At 72.6% G+C, this 18861-nt stretch carries 17 protein-coding genes; 11 read left to right on the top strand and 6 right to left on the bottom strand.

Annotation, left to right across the window (positions count from 1 at the left end; translation table 11 throughout):
- Positions 1-142: 142 nt before the first annotated feature.
- A complete protein-coding gene (locus I2W78_RS16740; RefSeq protein ID WP_196460796.1) occupies positions 143-1927 on the bottom strand; it encodes a phosphatidylglycerol lysyltransferase domain-containing protein in 1785 nt (594 codons plus the stop codon).
- A gap of 314 nt (positions 1928-2241) precedes the next feature.
- Between I2W78_RS16740 and I2W78_RS16735 the strand changes: the two genes are divergently transcribed.
- Complete coding sequence (locus tag I2W78_RS16735) at positions 2242-3348, top strand: hypothetical protein (protein WP_196460794.1); 1107 nt, start codon at positions 2242-2244, stop codon at positions 3346-3348.
- A 93-nt stretch (positions 3349-3441) separates the two neighbouring features.
- On the opposite strand, the gene I2W78_RS16730 is transcribed toward I2W78_RS16735, so the two are convergent.
- Together I2W78_RS16730 and I2W78_RS16725 are read right to left on the bottom strand one after the other, a co-directional pair.
- Positions 3442-4776: a PH domain-containing protein gene (locus I2W78_RS16730; RefSeq protein ID WP_196460792.1), complete on the bottom strand. Its 1335-nt coding sequence runs from the start codon at positions 4774-4776 to the stop codon at positions 3442-3444.
- Positions 4773-5297: a PH domain-containing protein gene (locus tag I2W78_RS16725; protein WP_196460790.1), complete on the bottom strand. Its 525-nt coding sequence runs from the start codon at positions 5295-5297 to the stop codon at positions 4773-4775. The genes I2W78_RS16730 and I2W78_RS16725 overlap by 4 nt, the downstream gene beginning before the upstream one ends.
- Before the next feature lie 31 nt (positions 5298-5328).
- Here I2W78_RS16725 and I2W78_RS16720 point away from each other — a divergent pair, with 31 nt between their 5' ends.
- Positions 5329-6480: an NADH-quinone oxidoreductase subunit D gene (locus tag I2W78_RS16720; RefSeq protein ID WP_196460788.1), complete on the top strand. Its 1152-nt coding sequence runs from the start codon at positions 5329-5331 to the stop codon at positions 6478-6480.
- Between the two features lie 17 nt (positions 6481-6497).
- Here the strand turns inward: I2W78_RS16720 and I2W78_RS16715 are convergent, their stop codons facing one another.
- Complete coding sequence (locus I2W78_RS16715; RefSeq protein ID WP_196464590.1) at positions 6498-7445, bottom strand: SAM-dependent methyltransferase; 948 nt, start codon at positions 7443-7445, stop codon at positions 6498-6500.
- A gap of 223 nt (positions 7446-7668) precedes the next feature.
- On the opposite strand from I2W78_RS16715, the gene I2W78_RS16710 reads away from it, so the two are divergent.
- The 3 genes from I2W78_RS16710 (at position 7669) to I2W78_RS16700 (ending at position 10323) form a co-directional block, all read left to right on the top strand.
- Positions 7669-8871 carry a sensor histidine kinase gene (locus I2W78_RS16710; protein WP_196460786.1) on the top strand — a complete coding sequence of 401 codons (1203 nt, stop codon included), beginning with the start codon at positions 7669-7671 and terminating at the stop codon, positions 8869-8871.
- A gap of 106 nt (positions 8872-8977) precedes the next feature.
- Entirely contained in the window at positions 8978-9649 is a 672-nt protein-coding gene (locus I2W78_RS16705) for a response regulator (protein ID WP_196460784.1), read from the top strand.
- 32 nt (positions 9650-9681) lie between these two features.
- Entirely contained in the window at positions 9682-10323 is a 642-nt protein-coding gene (locus I2W78_RS16700) for an AAA family ATPase (RefSeq protein ID WP_196460782.1), read from the top strand.
- Between the two features lie 9 nt (positions 10324-10332).
- Here I2W78_RS16700 and I2W78_RS16695 read toward each other — a convergent pair whose 3' ends face one another.
- A complete protein-coding gene (locus I2W78_RS16695) occupies positions 10333-11439 on the bottom strand; it encodes a DUF5937 family protein (protein ID WP_196460781.1) in 1107 nt (368 codons plus the stop codon).
- Positions 11440-11608: 169 nt separating this feature from the next.
- On the opposite strand from I2W78_RS16695, the gene I2W78_RS16690 reads away from it, so the two are divergent.
- The gene (locus I2W78_RS16690) at positions 11609-11824 is read left to right on the top strand and encodes a hypothetical protein (RefSeq protein ID WP_196460779.1); all 216 of its coding nucleotides are present in this window, start codon (positions 11609-11611) and stop codon (positions 11822-11824) included.
- 88 nt (positions 11825-11912) lie between these two features.
- Here the strand turns inward: I2W78_RS16690 and I2W78_RS16685 are convergent, their stop codons facing one another.
- Positions 11913-13106, bottom strand: coding sequence for a threonine aldolase family protein (locus tag I2W78_RS16685; protein ID WP_196460777.1), 1194 nt, complete (start codon positions 13104-13106; stop codon positions 11913-11915).
- Positions 13107-13277: 171 nt separating this feature from the next.
- Between I2W78_RS16685 and I2W78_RS16680 the strand changes: the two genes are divergently transcribed.
- The 5 genes from I2W78_RS16680 to I2W78_RS16660 are packed head-to-tail and all read left to right on the top strand — an operon-like array spanning position 13278 to position 18738.
- The gene (locus tag I2W78_RS16680) at positions 13278-14210 is read left to right on the top strand and encodes a Rossmann-like and DUF2520 domain-containing protein (RefSeq protein WP_196460775.1); all 933 of its coding nucleotides are present in this window, start codon (positions 13278-13280) and stop codon (positions 14208-14210) included.
- Positions 14207-15220, top strand: coding sequence for a pantoate--beta-alanine ligase (gene panC / locus I2W78_RS16675; protein WP_196460773.1), 1014 nt, complete (start codon positions 14207-14209; stop codon positions 15218-15220). The genes I2W78_RS16680 and panC overlap by 4 nt, the downstream gene beginning before the upstream one ends.
- Positions 15217-16947 (top strand): L-aspartate oxidase, encoded by a 1731-nt coding sequence (locus I2W78_RS16670; protein WP_196460771.1) that lies wholly within the window; start codon positions 15217-15219, stop codon positions 16945-16947. The genes panC and I2W78_RS16670 overlap by 4 nt, the downstream gene beginning before the upstream one ends.
- Before the next feature lie 5 nt (positions 16948-16952).
- Positions 16953-17924 carry a carboxylating nicotinate-nucleotide diphosphorylase gene (nadC, locus tag I2W78_RS16665; RefSeq protein ID WP_196460769.1) on the top strand — a complete coding sequence of 324 codons (972 nt, stop codon included), beginning with the start codon at positions 16953-16955 and terminating at the stop codon, positions 17922-17924.
- Between the two features lie 16 nt (positions 17925-17940).
- Complete coding sequence (locus I2W78_RS16660) at positions 17941-18738, top strand: type III pantothenate kinase (RefSeq protein WP_196460767.1); 798 nt, start codon at positions 17941-17943, stop codon at positions 18736-18738.
- Positions 18739-18861: the final 123 nt, after the last annotated feature.

Below are 18861 nucleotides of genomic sequence, written 5' to 3'. Positions count from 1 at the left end.
AGCGGGCTCCTCACCTGGGCGGTCCGGCCAGGCGGGACCGGCGTGATCGCGTCCGGCGACGGCGGCGTCGGGTGGTGCGGCCCGAGCGGCGGCCCCCAGGGACTGGAGGGGGCGGGGGTCCGCCGCTCGGGCCTGTCCGGGTTCAGGCCGCGCGTACATCCCGTTCCGCGACGGCGTGCGCGCAGGGGCGCGCGGTGGCCTCCTGGCGCCGCAGGGGGCGCGGCAGGGCGCGGCCGAGGTTGAGGAAGCCCTCCGCCTGCAGGGCGGCCAGGCCGATGCGCGGCAGGTCGCCGGAGGCGCGGTAGACGACGAATCGGGGCTCCCAGCGCGGCTGGAACTTGGCGTTGAACCGGTACAGGGACTCGATCTGGAACCAGCGGGAGAGGAACACCAGAAGTCCGCGCCAGGCGCGCAGTACCGGTCCCGCGCCGATCTTCTCGCCGCGTGCCAGGGCGGAGCGGAACATCGCGAAGTTGAGTGACACGCGCGCGATGCCGAACTTCGGCGCCGCCCGCAGCGCGGCCACGATCAGCAGTTCGTTCATGCCCGGGTCCGCCGAGCGGTCCCGCCGCATCAGGTCCAGCGAGACCCCGTCGGCACCCCAGGGCACGAAGTGCAGGACCGCCTTCAGGTCGCCGTACGGACCCGGCTCCGGGTCGGCCTTGTGGGCGGTGGCCACGAGGCAGTCGCCGTCGGCGGGGTCGCCGATGCGGCCCAGGGCCATGGAGAAGCCCCTTTCGCTGTCGGTGCCGCGCCAGTCGTCGGTGGCGCGGCGGATCCGGTCCAGCTCGGCCTCGCCGAGGTCACGGACGCGTCGTACCCGGGTTTCGTAACCGGCGCGCTCGATGCGCTTGACCATCTGACGCACGTTGCGCATCGCGCGGCCGGTGAGGGAGAAATCCGCGACCTCCACCACCGCCTCGTCGCCCAGTTCGAGGGCGTCGAGGCCGGTCTCACGGGTCCACACCTCGCCGCCCGTCTCGGAGCAGCCCATGACGGCCGGCGTCCACGAATGCGCGCGTGCCTCGTCCATGAAGCGTTCGATGGCGCCGGGCCAGGCCTCGACGTCACCTATGGGGTCCCCGCCGGCGAGCATCACCCCGGAGACCACACGGTACGTCACCGCCGCCTTGCCGCTGGGGGAGAAGACGACGGCCTTGTCGCGGCGCAGCGCGAAGTGGCCGAGGGAGTCACGGCCGCCGTGCCGCTCCAGCAGGGCGCGCAGCCGGATCTCGTCGTCCTCGGTGAGCCGCGCGGCCGGGTGTTCGGGGCGCAGGGCGAGGTAGATCGTGGTGACGGCGGTGAGCAGGCCGAGTGCGCCCAGCGAGACGCCGACCGTCCATGAGGTGTCGCCCTGGTAGGCGACCGGGCCCTCGAAGCCGAACAGGCCGTACAGGACATGGGTGATGCGGTCCGCCAGCGACGGGGCGCCGATCAGGCTGTGCGGGTGCGCGCTGACGACGACCAGGCCCAGGGCGAGCGAACCGGCGCCCATGAGCACGAAGTTGGCCAGCGCCCGCCACCGGCTGCGCGGGTCGGGCAGGGAGGCGAACTGGTCGCGGTGGCGCACCAGCGGCGCGAGCAGCGCCAGCGTGATGAGCACGCCGATCAGGGAGTGCCGGTATGTGAACTGCGCGATCGCCCCGGCCGGCAGCAGCGCCACGGCGGCCCGCCAGGCCCGGCGCTTGCCGCGCTTGAGGCCGTGGGCGAGCAGCAGCAACAGCACGCCGACGCTGAGCGAGAGCGCGGCCGCGAACGGTCCGAGCGCACCGGGCAGCACCTCGGCGAGCGCGTGCATACGGCTGTGCCGGAAGCGGGGAAAGACGCCCGCGGCGATGTCCAGGAGGCCCACGAGGGCACAGGCCCTGCCGACGAGGGCGGGAACGGACTCGGGACGCGGACCGCGCAGTCGGCGGTGCCGCCTCATTTCCCCATCTTCCCTGACAGACATCGCATCCCGTGGTTCTGCGCGAGAGTTGGCGTCCGGTGCCGATTCGGGCATCCGGCGACATTGCGCCCTCTAGGACGGCGGGACGGAGGGCGAGGTTCACTCCGTTTCGCAAAGCCGTGCCAAAGGTGATGCGGTGGCGGTGCGCCAAGGTGCCTTGGTGGCTGCGTTCCAACGCAGCGCGGCGGCTGTGTTCCAGGTCTGGATGGCGGCTTTGCTCCACGGCAATGTGGTGGCCGTGTTTTTACCGCCTGGGGCACCATGGTTCGCCTACGCGCGGTAAGTTTCTGGCCATGCCACGTGGACGTCATCGCCATTCACCGCCCTTGCACAGGCTGCTGCCTCCGTCGGCGATCGCAGGCGTCTCGCTCGTCTGCGCCCTCGGCCCCTGGGTGTTCACGGAGCCGACGGTGCTCCGGGGGCTCGCGGCCGCCGCCGCGGTGACGGCTGTCGCCGGCGCGGTCGTCATGCGCCGCTGGGACATCCAGGCCGGCAAGCAGGTTGCCGACCTCACGCGCGCGCGTGCGAGCGACGAGTGGCGGCACGAGGAGCGCGTCGCGGAACTGGAGAGCGACCTGGAGGAGTCGCGCGAACTGCGCGGCAAACTCGAACAGCGGCTCCGGTCGAAGCGCGCCGAACTGGCCGGGCTGCGCAACGAACACGCGGCATTGCTGCGCCGGTACGCCACCGCCGAGTCCGAGCGGGCGAGCGCCCTGGAGGGCCGCCGCCTGCTGGAGATCGAGGCCGCCACTCCCGCGCGTGCGCTGCCTCCCGTACCGGCGCCGGAGGAGTCCGTCGAGGCCGACGAGGCCGCTGTCGAGGACAAGCCGACGACTCCGAGGCTGTTCTCCCCGGAGGGCTCCCGGCTGTTCCTGCGGGCGCAGGCCGCGCTGGTCCGCTTCGACGCCGATCCGAAGGCCGAGGCCGAGAAGGACACCGTTGTCGAGCCCCGGCCGGCCGACGCCGGCCGTGGTGCCGGGGCGGAGGCCGCGCAGGAGGACGAAGCGCGGGGGAAGACCGAGGCGGCCGACGGGCACCAGCACGCGGCCGCCCCCACCCCGGCGCACGTCCAGCAGCCCTCCGGGCACTACACCGTGCCGACCGCGGTGGCGGTCGTACCGGCGTCCACGCCCGTGCGGCGTCCCACTGTCGAGGGCGGGTTCGACTTCTTCGGTACGAAGGCGAAGGGCGCGGCGTTCGCCGCCCTGGAGGCCGTGCAGAACGAGGACCTCGCCGACGTGGTCGGTCAGGAGGCGCTCGATCTGCACAAGGCCCAGGCGGAGGCGGAGTTCAAGCCCCCGACCGCCGAGTCGCGCGGCGTCGGCCAGGTGATCGACCTGACGGCGCACGACGAGACCGAGCAGATCGACGTCCAGGGGCTGCGCAGCGCGGCTTCCTGAAACCCCGTTCGGTTCGCGTTTTCGCGCCGTCTCGTCCGGCGGCTCAGGCCATCCAGCGGTCCGGCCGCGCCGCCATGGCATGCGTCCGCAGGCTCAGGCCATCCAGCGGTCCGGCCGCGCGTCCCTGCGCCCTGTCCGTGACCGCTCGGCCTGCGCCCGCAGCAGCCGCGCGGCCTCCTCGGCGTCCCTCAGGCGGGCTGTCACGGTCTTGTTGGCGCCGGTGTCCACGTGGACGTGCGCGAGCCGCCAGCGCCGCATCCAGGGACCTTGCTCCTGCCGGACGCTCTGCACCTTGGCGTGCGGGACGAGTGCGACGCTGCGCCGGAGCAGGCCGTGCCGGGCCACGAACACCGTGTCCGTGGCGGTGAGGCCGTATCCCCGCCACCACAGCGGCATGCACCGGCCGGCGCGTCGCGGCGGCCGGGACAGGGACGAGGCGGGCGGTACGGTCACGCCGGGCAGTACGCGCGCGATGAGCGACTCCGCGACCTCGCGCGGGGCCACCGGCAGCAGCACGGAGTTGGACGAGCCGGCCACGTCCAGCTCCACCCGCACCCAACCGCGCCCGCGCCACAGCAGCGGCTCCACGATCCGCACGGTCTGCACCCGCCCCGGCGGCACCGTCTCGTGCGCGCGGTCCAGGAGCCCCCGGTCGATCCGCACCCCGTCCGGCGACTCCGCCACCGTCCAGTCGTACTCGGCGACGAACCTCCCCACACTGCTCGCGCCCGCCGCGCCGAGCAGCGGCACGGCGGTCGCGACCACCGTCCACAGGTTGTGGGTGAAGAACCACAGCACGGGTGGTACGACGAGCGCGGCGGCCAGCGTGGCCCAGGTCGCGCCAGTCAGCAGCAGGGAGACGGCGAGCACGCCCGCCGGCACGTGCAGCAGCCGCTGCTCCGGTGCCTCGCCGACCTCGTGCGCGGTCTCGGGCGCGAAACCGGCCGCCCGCGCGAGGAGTTCGGCCCGCAGCGCGCGTGCGTCGGCCTCGCCGAGGTAGGCGAGCTCGTCCTTCTTGTCGGTCCCTATGACGTCGAGTTTGAGTTTCGCGACGCCCGCCACGCGCGCGAGGAGCGGTCTCGTGACGTCGACGGCCTGGATGCGCTCCAGGCGGATGTGCGCGGTGCGCCGGAACAGCAGGCCGGTGCGGATGCGCAGTTCCGTCCCGGTCACCGCGAAGTGAGTGAACCACCAGCTGAGGAAGCCGTACAGGGCGGCGGCCGGGATGACCACCGCGAGGGCTATCAGGATCGTGGTCGTCGTCAGCCGGGTCAGCTGGCGGTGCGCTCCGTCCGGGTCGTGCAGCGCCCACCCGATGAGCACGGCGACCGGCGCCCAGGCCCGCCTGAACGGCGTCACCGGGTGCAGCCGCCGCTCGGTCACGGTCACCTCGCGGCGTACGTCGTCGTCGGTGCCCGGCGTCGTCACAGCCCCGCCGATCGTGCTTCGCCCAGCTCGGTGAGCCGGTCGCGCAGCCGTTCCGCCTCGGCCGGGTCGAGGCCGGGGATGGTCGCGTCGGTCGCGGCGGCGGCCGTGTGCAGCTGGACGCTGGCCAGCCCGAAGTGCCGCTCGACGGGACCGGAGGTCACCTCGACCAGCTGCATGCGGCCGTACGGCACCACCGTCACGGTGTGCCACAGCACGCCACGGCTGATCAGCAGGTCGTCGGCGCGCTCGGCGTACCGCCAGGAGCGCCAGTTGCGGCCGATCAGCACCCAGCCCCACACCATCAGCGCCGCCGGCAGCAGCGCGAACGCCGCCCACGCGGGACCGGCCAGCAGCCCCGGCAACAGACCCGTGGCCAGGGTCAACGCCCCCAACCACACCACCAGCAACAGTCGTCGCATGCGCAGCAGGCCGGGCGGCAGCCCGGTCCACGCCGGTTCGGCCTCCGCCGTCACCATGCCCGGGCCCATCGTCCCGCTGCCCTCCGGGCTCCCCGTCTCCATATGGTCAGCCTACGTAGGACAGACTGTGTCCATGACTCCTACGACGGAGACCACGGTCGGAATCGGCGGCGCCGCGGAGAGCACCGACATGGTGCTCAACATCGGCCCTCAGCACCCGTCCACACACGGCGTGCTGCGCCTGCGGCTGCTCCTGGACGGGGAGCGCATCACGCGCGCGGAGCCGGTGATCGGCTATATGCACCGCGGCGCGGAGAAGCTGTTCGAGGCGCGCGACTACCGCCAGATCATCATGCTCGCCAACCGTCACGACTGGCTGTCCGCCTTCTCCAACGAGCTGGGCGTCGTCCTCGGCGTGGAGCGCATGCTCGGCATGGAGGTGCCCGAGCGCGCGGTGTGGACGCGCACGCTGCTCGCGGAGCTCAACCGGATGCTGAACCACCTGATGTTCCTCGGCTCGTACCCGCTGGAGCTGGGTGGCATCACGCCGGTCTTCTACGCGTTCCGGGAGCGCGAGGTCCTCCAGAACGTCATGGAGGAGGTGTCCGGCGGGCGGATGCACTACATGTTCAACCGCGTCGGCGGCCTCAAGGAGGACCTGCCGGCCGGCTGGACCGCACGCGCGCGTGCCGCCGTCTCGGGGGTGCGCTCGCGCATGGACCGGTTCGACGACCTGGTCCTCGGCAACGAGATCTTCCGGGGGCGCACGCGGGGCGTGGGATACCTCGCGCCGGCGACCGTGCACGCGTACGGCGTGAGCGGGCCGATCGCGCGCGCCTCGGGCGTCGACTTCGACCTGCGCCGCGACGAGCCGTATCTGGCCTACGGGGAGCTGCAGGACACCCTCAAGGTCGTCACGCGCACCGAGGGCGACTGTCTCGCCCGGTTCGAGTGCCTGCTGGATCAGACGCACAACGCGCTCGACCTCGCCGACGCCTGTCTGGACCGGATCGCCGAGCTGCCGCCGGGGCCGATCAACCAGCGGCTCCCCAAGGTGCTGAAGGCGCCCGAGGGGCACACGTACGCGTGGACCGAGAATCCGCTCGGGATCAACGGCTACTACCTCGTCAGCAAGGGCGACAAGACGCCGTACCGGCTGAAGCTGCGCTCCGCCTCGTACAACAACATCCAGGCGCTGACCGAGCTGCTGCCGGGGACGCTGGTGGCGGACATGGTGGCGATTCTGGGGTCGATGTTCTTCGTGGTGGGGGACATCGACAAGTAGGGGCGTTCAGGCGGGGGTCAGCCGGTCAGCAAGTCCGGAATTCCAACCGGCTGCACCAGCCACCCGAAGTCCCCCAGCCCGCCCGGCGCCGTCAGCTCGGCGGCCTCCCCGGCGCTCGCGAGGGCGCGTACGTAGGCCGCGGGGTCGGTGGTGGCCAGCGTGAGCGGGGGGCGTGCGCCCGCGACCCCCAAGGCGTGCAGGGCGTGGCGTTGGGTCAGTGTGCGCCCCCCGGGCAGCGCGCACGCGTCCAGCGCGACGTGCGCCGTGAGGTCGCACGAGCCGTCCGGCACGGGCGCTGTCTCCCCCCCCTCCCGGAAGCCGGTGAGCGTCCCGAAGGGCGGCCGCGCGTCCGCCGTGTGCGCGTAGTCCACGGCGACCGCCAGCCCCCGCTCGACGCGCGCGACGACCGACGCCCACGCCGTGTCCCTGGGCAGCCCGATCTCCGCGCGCAGGCCTTCCTCGTCCGGCCCCGGCCACCACCGCGCGAGCCACTCGGCCGCCGCCCCGGACACCGGCTCCCCGAGCCGCTCGGTCCCGTCCTCCCGTACGAGCACCAGCCGCCACACCCCTGAGGGGTCCGCCTCGGCGACCTCCACGGGCACGTTGTCCAGCCACTCGTTGGCGAACAGCAGCCCCGTGACGCCCTTGGGGCACTCGGCGAGCCACTCGATGCGGTGATCGAGGCCGGCCGGGCGGTCGGCGATCTCGACGGCGTACGCGCGCGTGCGGGCGGCCAGGTCGGCGGGCAGCGCGGCGAGCACACCGGTGACCAGTTCGCCCCGCCCCGCCGCCATGTCGACGAAGTCGAGGGATTCCGGGTGGCCCAGCGCCTCGTCGACCCGGCGCAGCAGCCGCGCCACCGCCTCGGCGAACAGCGGCGACGCGTGCACGGACGTACGGAAGTGCCCGGCGGGACCCTCGGGCCTGCGATAGAAGCCGCCGGGGCCGTACAGCGCCGCCTCCATGGCCGCGCGCCAGCCCCGCCAGTCCCGCCGGCCCCGCCGGCCCCGCAGGTCGCGCCCGTCGCGCCACCCGTCGTCCGCCGTCTCGCTCGTCGCACCCGTCGTCACACGGCAAGGCTAGGCGCACAGGAGAACGGGGCCTCCACCTTGCGGAGTACACGTATCGCATCCGGATCGGCCCTCCGGTTGACTCCCGCACGCATCACGCTTCCCTACGCTGGGTTACGTGCAGCGCCTCTACGACTTCCTCCGCCGACACCCGACATGGGTGGACGGCTGCTGGGCCCTCGTTCTGTTCGGGATCTCGGTGGTCGGCGGGGTGGTCACCCAGGAGAGCACCGGGACCGATCTCCCGGCTCTCGTGGTGCCGGTCACGGTCCTGCTGTGCGTGGCGCTGACGCTGCGCCGGCGGATGCCGGAGAAGATGCTGGTCCTGGCGGCCGTGGTGGGGGTGGCGCAGCTGGCGCTCGACGTGGCGCCGATGCCCGCCGACTTCGCGATGCTGGTGATCGTCTACACCGTGGCCGCGGTCGGGGCGCGCTGGGCCTCCCGGTTCGCGCTGGTCGGCGGCCTGTGCGCGGCGCCGATGGCGCAGATCCGCTGGCCGGAGTTCCAGACGAGCGTCGCGGGCAACATCGCGCTGGCGATCTTCCAGACGGTGCCGTTCGCCCTCGCCTGGGTGCTCGGCGACTCCATCCGCACCCGCCGCGCCTACTTCGCGCAGCTGGAGGAGCGTGCCGCCCGGCTCGAGAAGGAGCGCGAGGCGCAGTCCAAGGTCGCGGTCGCCGCCGAACGCGCCCGTATCGCGCGCGAGCTGCACGATGTCGTCGCGCACAACGTGTCCGTCATGGTGGTGCAGGCCGACGGCGCCGCCTACGTTCTCGACTCCGCGCCCGACCAGGCCAAGAAGGCCCTGGAGACCATCTCCTCCACCGGCCGTCAGGCCCTCGCCGAGATGCGCCGCCTGCTCGGCGTACTGCGCACCGGCGAGCCCCAGGAGAGCGGGGAGTACGTCCCGCAGCCCGACGTCGGGCAGATCGAGGACCTGGTCGAGCAGTGCCGGACCTCCGGACTGCCCGTCGACTTCAAGGTCGAGGGCACGCCGCGCCCGCTGCCCAGCGGCGTCGAGCTCACCGCGTACCGCATCGTGCAGGAGGCGCTCACCAACACCCGCAAGCACGGCGGGCCCAACGCGGGCGCGAGTGTGCGCCTGGTCTACTTCGACGACGGTCTCGGCCTGCTCGTCGAGGACGACGGCAAGGGCGCCCCGCACGAGCTGTACGAGGAGGGCGGCCTCGACGGGCAGGGGCACGGCCTGATCGGTATGCGCGAGCGGGTCGGCATGGTCGGCGGCACCCTGGACGCGGGGCCCCGCCCCGGCGGAGGATTCCGGATCAGTGCTCTGCTACCGCTCAAACCAGCGCACTGACGCATACGCACGCCCCCTGTTGACACCTGTCACGCCCCCGAAAAACTTCGCACAAACGACCTTCGAGATGGAAAACCGTCTTCGAGACGGACAGGAAGAGGCCCCGATGACGATCCGCGTGATGCTCGTCGACGACCAGGTGCTGCTGCGCACCGGGTTCCGGATGGTGCTCGCCGCGCAACCGGACATGGAGGTCGTGGCCGAGGCGGGTGACGGCGTCGAGGCCCTGCAGGTGGTGCGCTCGACCGAGGTCGACGTGGTGCTCATGGACGTCCGTATGCCGAAGCTGGACGGCGTGGAGGCCACCCGCCGGATCTGCGCGGACCCCAACCCGCCGAAGGTGCTGATCCTGACCACCTTCGACCTCGACGAGTACGCCTTCTCCGCGCTCAAGGCGGGCGCCTCCGGCTTCATGCTCAAGGACGTGCCGCCCGGCGAGCTCCTCGCGGCCATCCGTTCCGTGCACAGCGGCGACGCCGTCGTCGCCCCCTCGACGACCCGGCGCCTGCTCGACCGGTTCGCGCCGATGCTGCCCAGTGCCGGCAAGGAACCGCAGCACAAGGAGCTGGAGCGGCTCACCGAGCGGGAGCGTGAGGTCATGGTGCTGGTCGCCCAGGGGCTGTCCAACGGGGAGATCGCGGCCCGGCTGGTGCTGTCCGAGGCGACCGTGAAGACGCACGTGGGCCGCATCCTGACCAAGCTCGGACTGCGGGACCGGGTGCAGGTGGTGGTCCTGGCATATGAGACGGGGCTCGTGCGGGCCGGGGGACACGGCTGACCGACCCGCTCGGCCGTCGGTAGGGTCTGCGCATGCTCCTGTGGATCAACGGCCCCTTCGGGGGCGGCAAGACACAGACCGCACACGAGATACAGCGCCGGCTGCCCGGCAGCGTCATCTGCGACCCGGAACACGCGGGCTTCGGTCTGCGCCGCATGCTCCCGCCCCGGCTGCGGGGAGACTTCCAGGACCTGGTCTCCTGGCGGCAGGGCGTCGTCGAGGTCCTCGACCTCGCCCTCACCCGGCACGACGGCCCCGTCATCGCGCCGATGACGGTCACCGACTCCGGCTACTTCGCGGAGACCGTCGGGCGGCTTCGCGAACTCGGCCACGACGTACGCCACTTCACCCTCCTCGCGGAACGCGACACCGTCCTGAAACGGCTGCGGGAGCGGAGCCTTGGACACCTCCTTCAGTACGTCGGTGGGATCGGTGGGAAGAACGCCGGGCCGCGCAGGGAGAGTTGGGCGGTGCAGCAGCTGGACCACTGTCTGGAGCGGCTGCGCGAGCCGGAGTTCGCCGAGCACCTGTGGACCGACCACTCGACGGTGCCGAAGACGGCGGACCGGATCGCCGTGCTCGCCGGGCTGACCCTGCGGCCGAACAACGAGGGGGCGCTGCGGACGCGGCTGCGGCAGGCCCGGGTGGGGATCAGGCACATCCGGTTCGACTGACGACTCCGCTCAGCGCAGGATCCCCTCCAGGAAGTCGCTGCCCAGGCGGGCCACCACCGTCACGTCCAGCTGGTGCAGGACGTACCGCCCGCGGCGGCGCGTGGTGACCAGGCCCGCCTTCTTCAGCACGCTCAGTTGCCGGGATATCTCCGGCGCGGTCACGCCGTACGCCGTGGCGAGCTCGCTGGTGGTGAACGCGGTGCGGGCCAGATGGCGGCAGATGCGCATTCGCAGGGGGTGGGACAGGGCGGTCATCCGCAGGGTGAGCTGCTCGAGCGACGGTGGCGAGGCCAACTCCGGGGAGCTCACCGGGTAGTGCAGGACCGGCTGCCAGCCGTACCGGTGCAGCACCTGGAGGTGCGGCCAGCCGAGGCTCGTCGGTACCAGCAGCAGCCCGCCGTCAGCGGTCGTCGTACGCCCGTCGCCCAGCTTGTCGACGATGATCCGGGAGCCGTCCCCGGCCAGTGCCACGGCCGAGGACACGGAGGCCAGTGCCTCGCCGAGGCCCTTGTGCCGCAGGAGTTCCGTCTTGTGCCGGGCGTCCGCGGCGAGCGGGTGGCGCACCCTGGCCCAGACGTCGTTGAAGAACGCCTCGTCGCACTCCTGGAGGAACTGCCGCAGCCAGGCACGCACGCGTGGCGGATCGCCGAGCAGCCGCTCGGTGAACCGCACCTGGCTCGGTCCGCGCGACGCCGCGAGGTCGAGGGCGCGGCGGCGCAGGCCGGCGTCGGCGAGGACGCTGCTGCCCGGCAGGTCGTAGTCGGGCGTGCAGGTGAACTCCAGCGCCGCGTCCGCGAACTGCTCGTCCGACAGCTTGTCCAGCAGGTCCATGTCCTCGGCGAGCGTCGCCCCGGGCAGGGTGGAGCGACCCGGGAGGCCCGCGAACGGCATGAACAGGTCCGAGAACGTCGTCCGCCACAGGAAGTCGGCCTCGCACATCCGGTCGGCCAGATGTGAGTCGAGGCGGGCGGTCACGCTGGTCACCCAGCCCTGCAGGCCGGGATGGTGCCCCGGCTCGGACAGCGCGTGCAACGCCATGCCGAGCTCGGCGAGGGGCGAGGGCACGACGGCGACCCTCTCCGGCGGCAGCCCCGCGATGTCGATGCTCACGGTCATGACGTCATGGTGCACCCCGCCACTGACAACGCGGCCCTCGATTGACGCCGGGCGTCAATCCACGCGACGCCGGCCGCCGGGGCGGCGCAGCCTGGGGTCACCGGGGCAGCCGCGGAGCCTTCCGGATTCCGACACCTGTTTGCACCAACTTCCGAAGAGGCGAACCGCCATGAGCATCACCCAGCAGTACCTCCTCGACGCCTACCGCGCCCAGCGCCTCGGCGAACCCGTCCCGCCCGCCCCCGGCGCCCACGACTGGCAGGTCGCGCGCGAGTGGCGCGACCAGCGGGAGTTCCGCGCGGTGCTCGCCGGCCGCCCGGCCCATGGGCGGCTACGGCAGTCCCTGGGCCGGTGGCTCCATCCGGGGCGACGGGCCACGAGCTGACGCCATCCGGCCTTAACGGCACCGGCCTTTACGGCACTGACCTTTACGGCACCGGCCTCTACGGCACTGACCTTTACGGCAACGACCTTTACGGCAGCAGCGACACGAACTCCGCGACCGCCGCCTTCACCTCGTCCGCCGTCCACTCCAGGCCCGCGGCCCGTACGTCGATCTCCGTGACGGCGAGGCCCGGGCCCGGGGCGTCCCAAGGGCGGCCGAAGAGCAGGGTCCCCGTTTCCTCCGCCTGCCGGACCGCCGCCTCGGCGACGACATCGGCCTCGTACGGCAGCCAGACCTGGAACTCGTTGGTGTGCGGCTTCTCGGGATGGACGCGCGCCCAGGGCACGCCGGCCGCGGCGAACCCCTCGCGCAGCGCGGCGGCCACCACGCGCGCGTGCCGTACGTAGTCGGGGAGCCGGGGCAGCTCCCGCTCCAGCCCCGCCAGTGCCGACAGCACGGTCGGGAACTGCTGGAACACCTGACCGCCGTACCGGTGCCGCCAGGTCTTCGCCTCCTCCACCAGCGTTCGCGGACCGGCGAGCGCGGCGCCGCCGAAGCCGTCGAGGGACTTGTAGAACGACACGTACACGCTGTCCGCGAGGCCGGCGATCTCGTGCAGGGGACGGCCGAAATGGACGGTGGTCTCCCACAGGCGCGCGCCGTCGAAGTGCACCACCGCGTCGCGCTCCCGCGCCGCCTCCACCACCTCGGTGAGCTCCTCCCAGGAGGGCAGGACGAAACCGGCGTCCCTGAGGGGCAGTTCCAGCATCAGCGCACCGAACGGCTCCTCGAAGTCCCGGATCTCGGCGGCGGTCGGCAGCCGCGGCGCACTGCTCAGGCGGACCGGGCGAAGGCCGCTGACCTGCGTGAGCGCGTGGCGTTCGTGCACTTCGGGGTGGGCGAGCGGGTGCAGGGCGACGGTCGGGTCGCCGGTGCGGCCCGCCCAGCAGCGCAGGGCGACCTGCTGGGCCATCGTGCCGGTCGGAAAGAACGCGGCGGCCTCGGTGCCGAGCAGCCCGGCGACCTTCGCCTCCAGGGCCTCCACGATGCCGTTGCCGTACAGGTCCGCCGGCTCGTCCAGGTCGTACAGCTCCTCGGCGGTCTCCAACCGCGCCAGCCGCTCCCGCATCGTCGCCAGCGCGCCGGGCCGCGCGAGCACTCGCCGCGCGCCCCGATGCGCTGCCTTGCGCCGCTCGTGGCGCCGCTTGCGCTGCTCTTCGACCGACACCGCCTCGACCGACACCACCGGTTCCCGCGAGTCCTGTCCCAGCGTCTCAGCCATGCCTGGATCATGCCGGGCCCCCTCCCGCGCGCGTACCGGATTTCCCAACCCACAGCCTGTGGACAAACCCACGGCCTGTGGACAACCGAACGCCCCTCGAACCAATCGCGTTAACATGACGAGAAATCGTCCGGTACCCCGAGCGGACTGGAACGGGAAGGCCACCGTCGCGTGAGTACAAGCCAACAGCCAGACCCCAGGGACCGCCCCGCGCGGCTCACCGTCGGCGTCGTCGGCGCCGGTCGTGTGGGCCCCGCCCTCGCCGCCTCACTCCAGCTCGCCGGGCACCGCCCGGTGGCCGTCTCCGCGGTCTCCGACGCCTCCCGGAAGCGGGCCGCGCTGCTGCTGCCCGACGTGCCGGTCGTCCCGCCCGCAGAGGTGTTCCAGCGCGCCGACCTGGTCCTGCTGACCGTCCCGGACGACACCCTGCCCGGCCTCGTGGAGGGCCTCGCCACCACCGGGGCGGTACGGCCGGGGCAGCTGCTGGTGCACACCTCCGGACGGTACGGCGCGAACGTCCTGGAGCCCGCTCTGCGCGCCGGCGGGCTGCCGCTGGCGCTGCACCCCGCGATGACGTTCACCGGGACACCCGTGGACGTCCAGCGCCTCGCAGGGTGCTCCTTCGGGGTCACCGCCCCCGAGGAACTGCGGCTGGCCGCCGAGGCGCTCGTCATCGAGATGGGCGGCGAGCCCGAGTGGATCGCCGAGGAGAACCGCCCGCTCTACCACGCGGCGCTCGCCCTGGGCGCCAACCACCTGGTGACGCTGGTCGCCCAGTCCATGGAGCTGCTGCGCACGGCCGGCGTCGCGGCCCCCGACCGGATGCTCGGACCGCTGCTCGGCGCCGCCCTCGACAACGCCCTGCGCTCCGGCGACGCTGCCCTGACCGGCCCCGTCGCGCGCGGGGACGCCGGTACGGTCGCCGCGCACGTCACGGAGCTGCGTCGGCATGCCCCGCAGGCCGTCGCCGGCTATCTGGCGATGGCGCGCGCGACCGCCGACCGGGCGCTGGCCCACGGGCTGCTGAAGCCGGAACTCGCCGAGGACCTGCTCGGGGTACTCGCCGCCGACACGACCCTGCCCGAGAACGGGGGAGACCGATGAGCCGCCGGAGCTTCGAGCTCGTCCCCACCCTGGCCGACCTGACGTACGTGCGCGAACACCACGCCGTACCCGGTCGCACCGCCGTGGTGATGACGATGGGCGCCCTGCACGACGGCCACGCCACCCTCGTCCGCACCGCGCGCGGGCACGTCGGCCGGGACGGCTTCGTCGTCGTCACGGTCTTCGTCAACCCGCTGCAGTTCGGCAAGGGCGAGGACCTCGACCGCTACCCGCGCACTCTGGAGGCCGACCTCAAGATCGCCGAGCAGGCCGGCGCGGACGTGGTGTTCGCCCCCGCCGTGGACGAGGTCTACCCGGGCGGCGAGCCCCAGGTGCGCATCAGCGCGGGCCCCATGGGGGAGCGCCTGGAGGGCGCCTCCCGCCCCGGTCACTTCGACGGCGTGCTCACGGTCGTCGCCAAGCTGCTCCACCTCACCCGCCCCGACGTGGCGTTCTTCGGGCAGAAGGACGCCCAGCAGCTCGCCATGATCCGCCGCATGGTGCGGGACCTGAACTTCGGCATGGAGATCGTCGGCGTACCGACCGTGCGGGAGGACGACGGCCTTGCCCTGTCCAGCCGCAACCGCTACCTCTCGCCCCAGGAGCGGCGCACGGCGCTGGCGCTGTCCCGCGCGCTGTTCGCGGGCCGCGACCGGCACGCGGCGCAGGAGGCGTTGCGCGCGCGGGCCCGCGAGGTGCCGTCCACGCGCGCGCGTGCCGAGGCACTGAGCGCCATCGGCGAGTCCCGCGCCGCCGCCGACGCGCACGCGGTCGCCAAGGCGGTCCCCGGCGGCCCGTCCGCCGTACGCGCCGCCGCCCGCCTGGTCCTCGACGAGGCCGCCCGCCTGGACCCGCCCCTGGTGCTGGACTACCTGGCCCTGGTGGACCCCGACGACTTCACGGAGATCGACGACGACTTCACGGGAGAGGCCGTCCTCGCGGTCGCCGCCAAGGTCGGCACGACCCGGCTGATCGACAACATCCCCCTCACCTTCGGAGCCGCCTCGTGACCAGCACAGGCATACGACTGCACGCCCCCGCCCCGGGCTGGTCCATCGCCGCGGACGTCGTGGTCGTCGGCTCCGGCGTCGCCGGTCTCACCGCCGCGCTGCGCTGCGAGGCCGCCGGCATGCGCACGGTCGTCGTGACCAAGGCGCGCCTGGACGACGGCTCCACCCGCTGGGCGCAGGGCGGCATCGCCGCGGCCCTGGGCGAGGGCGACAGCCCCGAACAGCACCTGGACGACACCCTGGTCGCCGGGGCCGGGCTGTGCGAAGTGGAGGCGGTACGGATCCTCGTCACGGAGGGCCCCGACGCCGTACGCCGCCTGATCGAGACCGGCGCCCACTTCGACGAGTCCACCGAGGGCGAACTGGCGCTCACCCGCGAGGGCGGCCACCACCGCCGCCGGATCGCCCACGCCGGCGGCGACGCGACCGGCGCGGAGATCTCCCGCGCGCTCGTCGAGGCCGTACGCGCGCGTGGCCTGCGCACGATCGAGAACGCCCTCGTCCTCGACCTCCTCACGGACGCCGACGGCCGCACGGCGGGCGTCAGCCTGCACGTCATGGGGGAGGGCCAGCACGACGGCGTAGGAGCGGTCCACGCCCCCGCCGTGGTCCTCGCGACCGGCGGCATGGGCCAGGTCTTCTCGGCGACGACGAACCCGTCCGTATCGACGGGCGACGGCGTGGCCCTCGCCCTGCGCGCGGGCGCGGAGGTCAGCGACCTGGAGTTCGTCCAGTTCCACCCCACGGTGCTGTTCCTCGGCCCGGACGCGGAGGGCCAGCAGCCCCTGGTCTCCGAGGCCGTTCGAGGTGAGGGCGCCCACCTGGTGGACGCCGACGGCGTGCGCTTCATGGTCGGACAGCACGAGCTCGCCGAACTCGCCCCCCGGGACATCGTCGCCAAGGGCATCATGCGGCGTATGCAGGAGCAGGACGCCGAGCACATGTTCCTCGACGCCCGGCACTTCGGCGCCGACATGTGGGAGCACCGCTTCCCCACGATCCTCGCCGCCTGCCGCGCCCACGGCATCGACCCGGTCCACGAACCGATCCCGATCGCCCCGGCGGCCCACTACGCCTCCGGAGGCGTCCGCACGGACTCCCACGGCCGTACGACGGTCCCCGGCCTGTACGCGTGCGGTGAGGTCGCCTGCACCGGAGTGCACGGCGCGAACCGGCTCGCCTCCAACAGCCTCCTCGAAGGCCTGGTCTACGCCGAGCGCATCGCCCACGACATCGCCGTGGCCCACCGCCGAAACGGCCTCCACGCGCGCGTGCCCTCCCCGATCCCGCAGCCCGACCAGCCCGCGCATCCCCTGCTCGCCCCCGAGGACCGCTTCACCATCCAGCGGATCATGACCGAGGGCGCCGGAGTCCTGCGCTCCGCCGACTCCCTCACCAAGGCCGCCGAACAACTCCACCGCCTGCACGCCGACGCCCGCGACGCCCTGCACGAGAACGGCAAGACGGCCGAGCCGGGCGTCGACACCTGGGAGACCACGAACCTCCTCTGTGTGGCCCGCGTCCTGGTCGCCGCAGCGCAACTCCGCGAAGAGACCCGCGGCTGCCACTGGCGCGAGGACCACCCCGACCGCGACGACGCCGCATGGCACCGCCACATCGTCGTACGGCTGAATCCGGACCGCACACTCGCCGTGCGCACCACCGATACCGCAGACTTCCCCCCAACCCGGCAGCACCACCCGGCGCACCGTCCCCAGGAGCAGTGACAGCAGTGAGCACCCCCGACCTTCCCCTCGTCCCCTCCGACGGCTGCGGTGACGGCTGCGCCTGCGGCGCCGACGAGGAATACCTGGAATGCGGCCTCGACCCCGCACTCGCCCAGCTCCTGGCCGAGGCCGGACTCGACCCCGTGGAGGTCGAGGACATCGCCAACGTGGCCATCCAAGAGGACCTGGCGGGCGGCGTGGATGTGACGACGGTCGCGACCATCCCCGAGGACGCGGTGGCGACGGCCGACTTCGTGGCCCGCGACGCGGGCGTCGTGGCGGGCCTCAGGGTCGCCGAAGCCATCATGTCGATCGTCTGCGAGGACGAGTTCGAAGTCGAACGACACGTGGAAGACGGCGACCGAGTAACGCCGGACCAGAAACTCCTCTCCATCACCACCCGCACCCGAGACCTCCTCACCGCCGAACGCAGCGCACTGAACCTCCTCTGCCGCCTCTCGGGCATCGCAACGGCCACCCGCGCGTGGGCGGACGCCCTGGAAGGCACGAACGCCAAAGTCCGGGACACCCGCAAAACGACCCCCGGCCTGCGCTCTCTCGAAAAGTTCGCGGTCCGCTGCGGCGGCGGCGTCAACCACCGCATGTCCCTCTCCGACGCGGCCCTGGTCAAGGACAACCACGTGGTGGCCGCGGGCGGCGTCACCCAGGCCTTCAAGGCCGTACGCGAGAACTTCCCGGACGTACCGATCGAGGTCGAGGTCGACACCCTGCACCAGCTCCGCGAGGCAGTGGACGCGGGCGCCGACCTGATCCTGCTGGACAACTTCACGCCGGGCGAATGCGAGGAAGCCGTGGCCCTGGTCCACGGCCGCGCCGCCCTCGAAGCGTCCGGCCGTCTCACCCTCGCCAACGCGAAGGCATACGCCGACACCGGCGTCGACTACCTGGCCGTGGGCGCCCTGACGCACTCCTCCGCGATCCTGGACATCGGCCTGGATCTGCGAGCGACGGAGTAGGGAGCGGGAACCGGCCATGCTGCTGACGATCGACGTAGGCAACACCCACACCGTCCTCGGCCTCTTCGACGGCGACGACATCGTCGAACACTGGCGCATCTCCACGGACGCCCGCCGCACTGCGGACGAGCTGGCGGTGCTCCTCCAGGGCCTGATGGGCATGCACCCCCTCCTCGGCGACGACCTGGGCGACGGCATCGACGGCATCGCGATCTGCGCGACGGTCCCCTCCGTCCTCCACGAACTCCGCGAGGTGACCCGCCGCTACTACGGCGACGTCCCCGCCGTCCTCGTCGAACCGGGCGTCAAGACGGGCGTCCCGATCCTCACCGACAACCCCAAGGAAGTGGGCGCCGACCGCATCATCAACGCGGTGGCGGCGGTCGAGCTCTTCGGCGGCCCGGCGATCGTCGTCGACTTCGGCACGGCGACGACGTTCGACGCGGTGAGCGCGCGCGGAGAGTACGTCGGCGGCGTCATCGCCCCCGGCATCGAGATCTCCGTCGAGGCACTCGGCGTCAAGGGCGCCCAACTCCGCAAGATCGAGGTGGCCCGCCCCCGCAGCGTGATCGGCAAGAACACCGTCGAGGCCATGCAGTCAGGCATCGTCTACGGCTTCGCAGGCCAGGTCGACGGGGTCGTCAACCGCATGTCCCGCGAACTCGCCGCCGACCCCGACGACGTCACGGTGATCGCAACGGGCGGCTTGGCCCCCATGGTCCTCGGCGAATCCTCGGTCATCGACGAACACGAACCCTGGCTGACCCTGATCGGCCTACGCCTGGTGTACGAACGCAACGTGTCCCGCATGTAGCCACACCCCCGCCCCACCACCCGGCGTCAGGCGCTACGCGCACCCGCACCGAACCCGAGCAGGCGCCGCAGGCAGGCACCCGCCCACCCGAGTGGCACCCCACGCCACACCCACCCCCTACCA

Origin of the sequence: Streptomyces spinoverrucosus (assembly GCF_015712165.1) — a bacterium.
Lineage (GTDB): Bacteria > Actinomycetota > Actinomycetes > Streptomycetales > Streptomycetaceae > Streptomyces > Streptomyces spinoverrucosus_A.
Note: the sequence above shows the minus strand (reverse complement) of the source record. Positions and strands in the feature narration are given on the sequence as shown.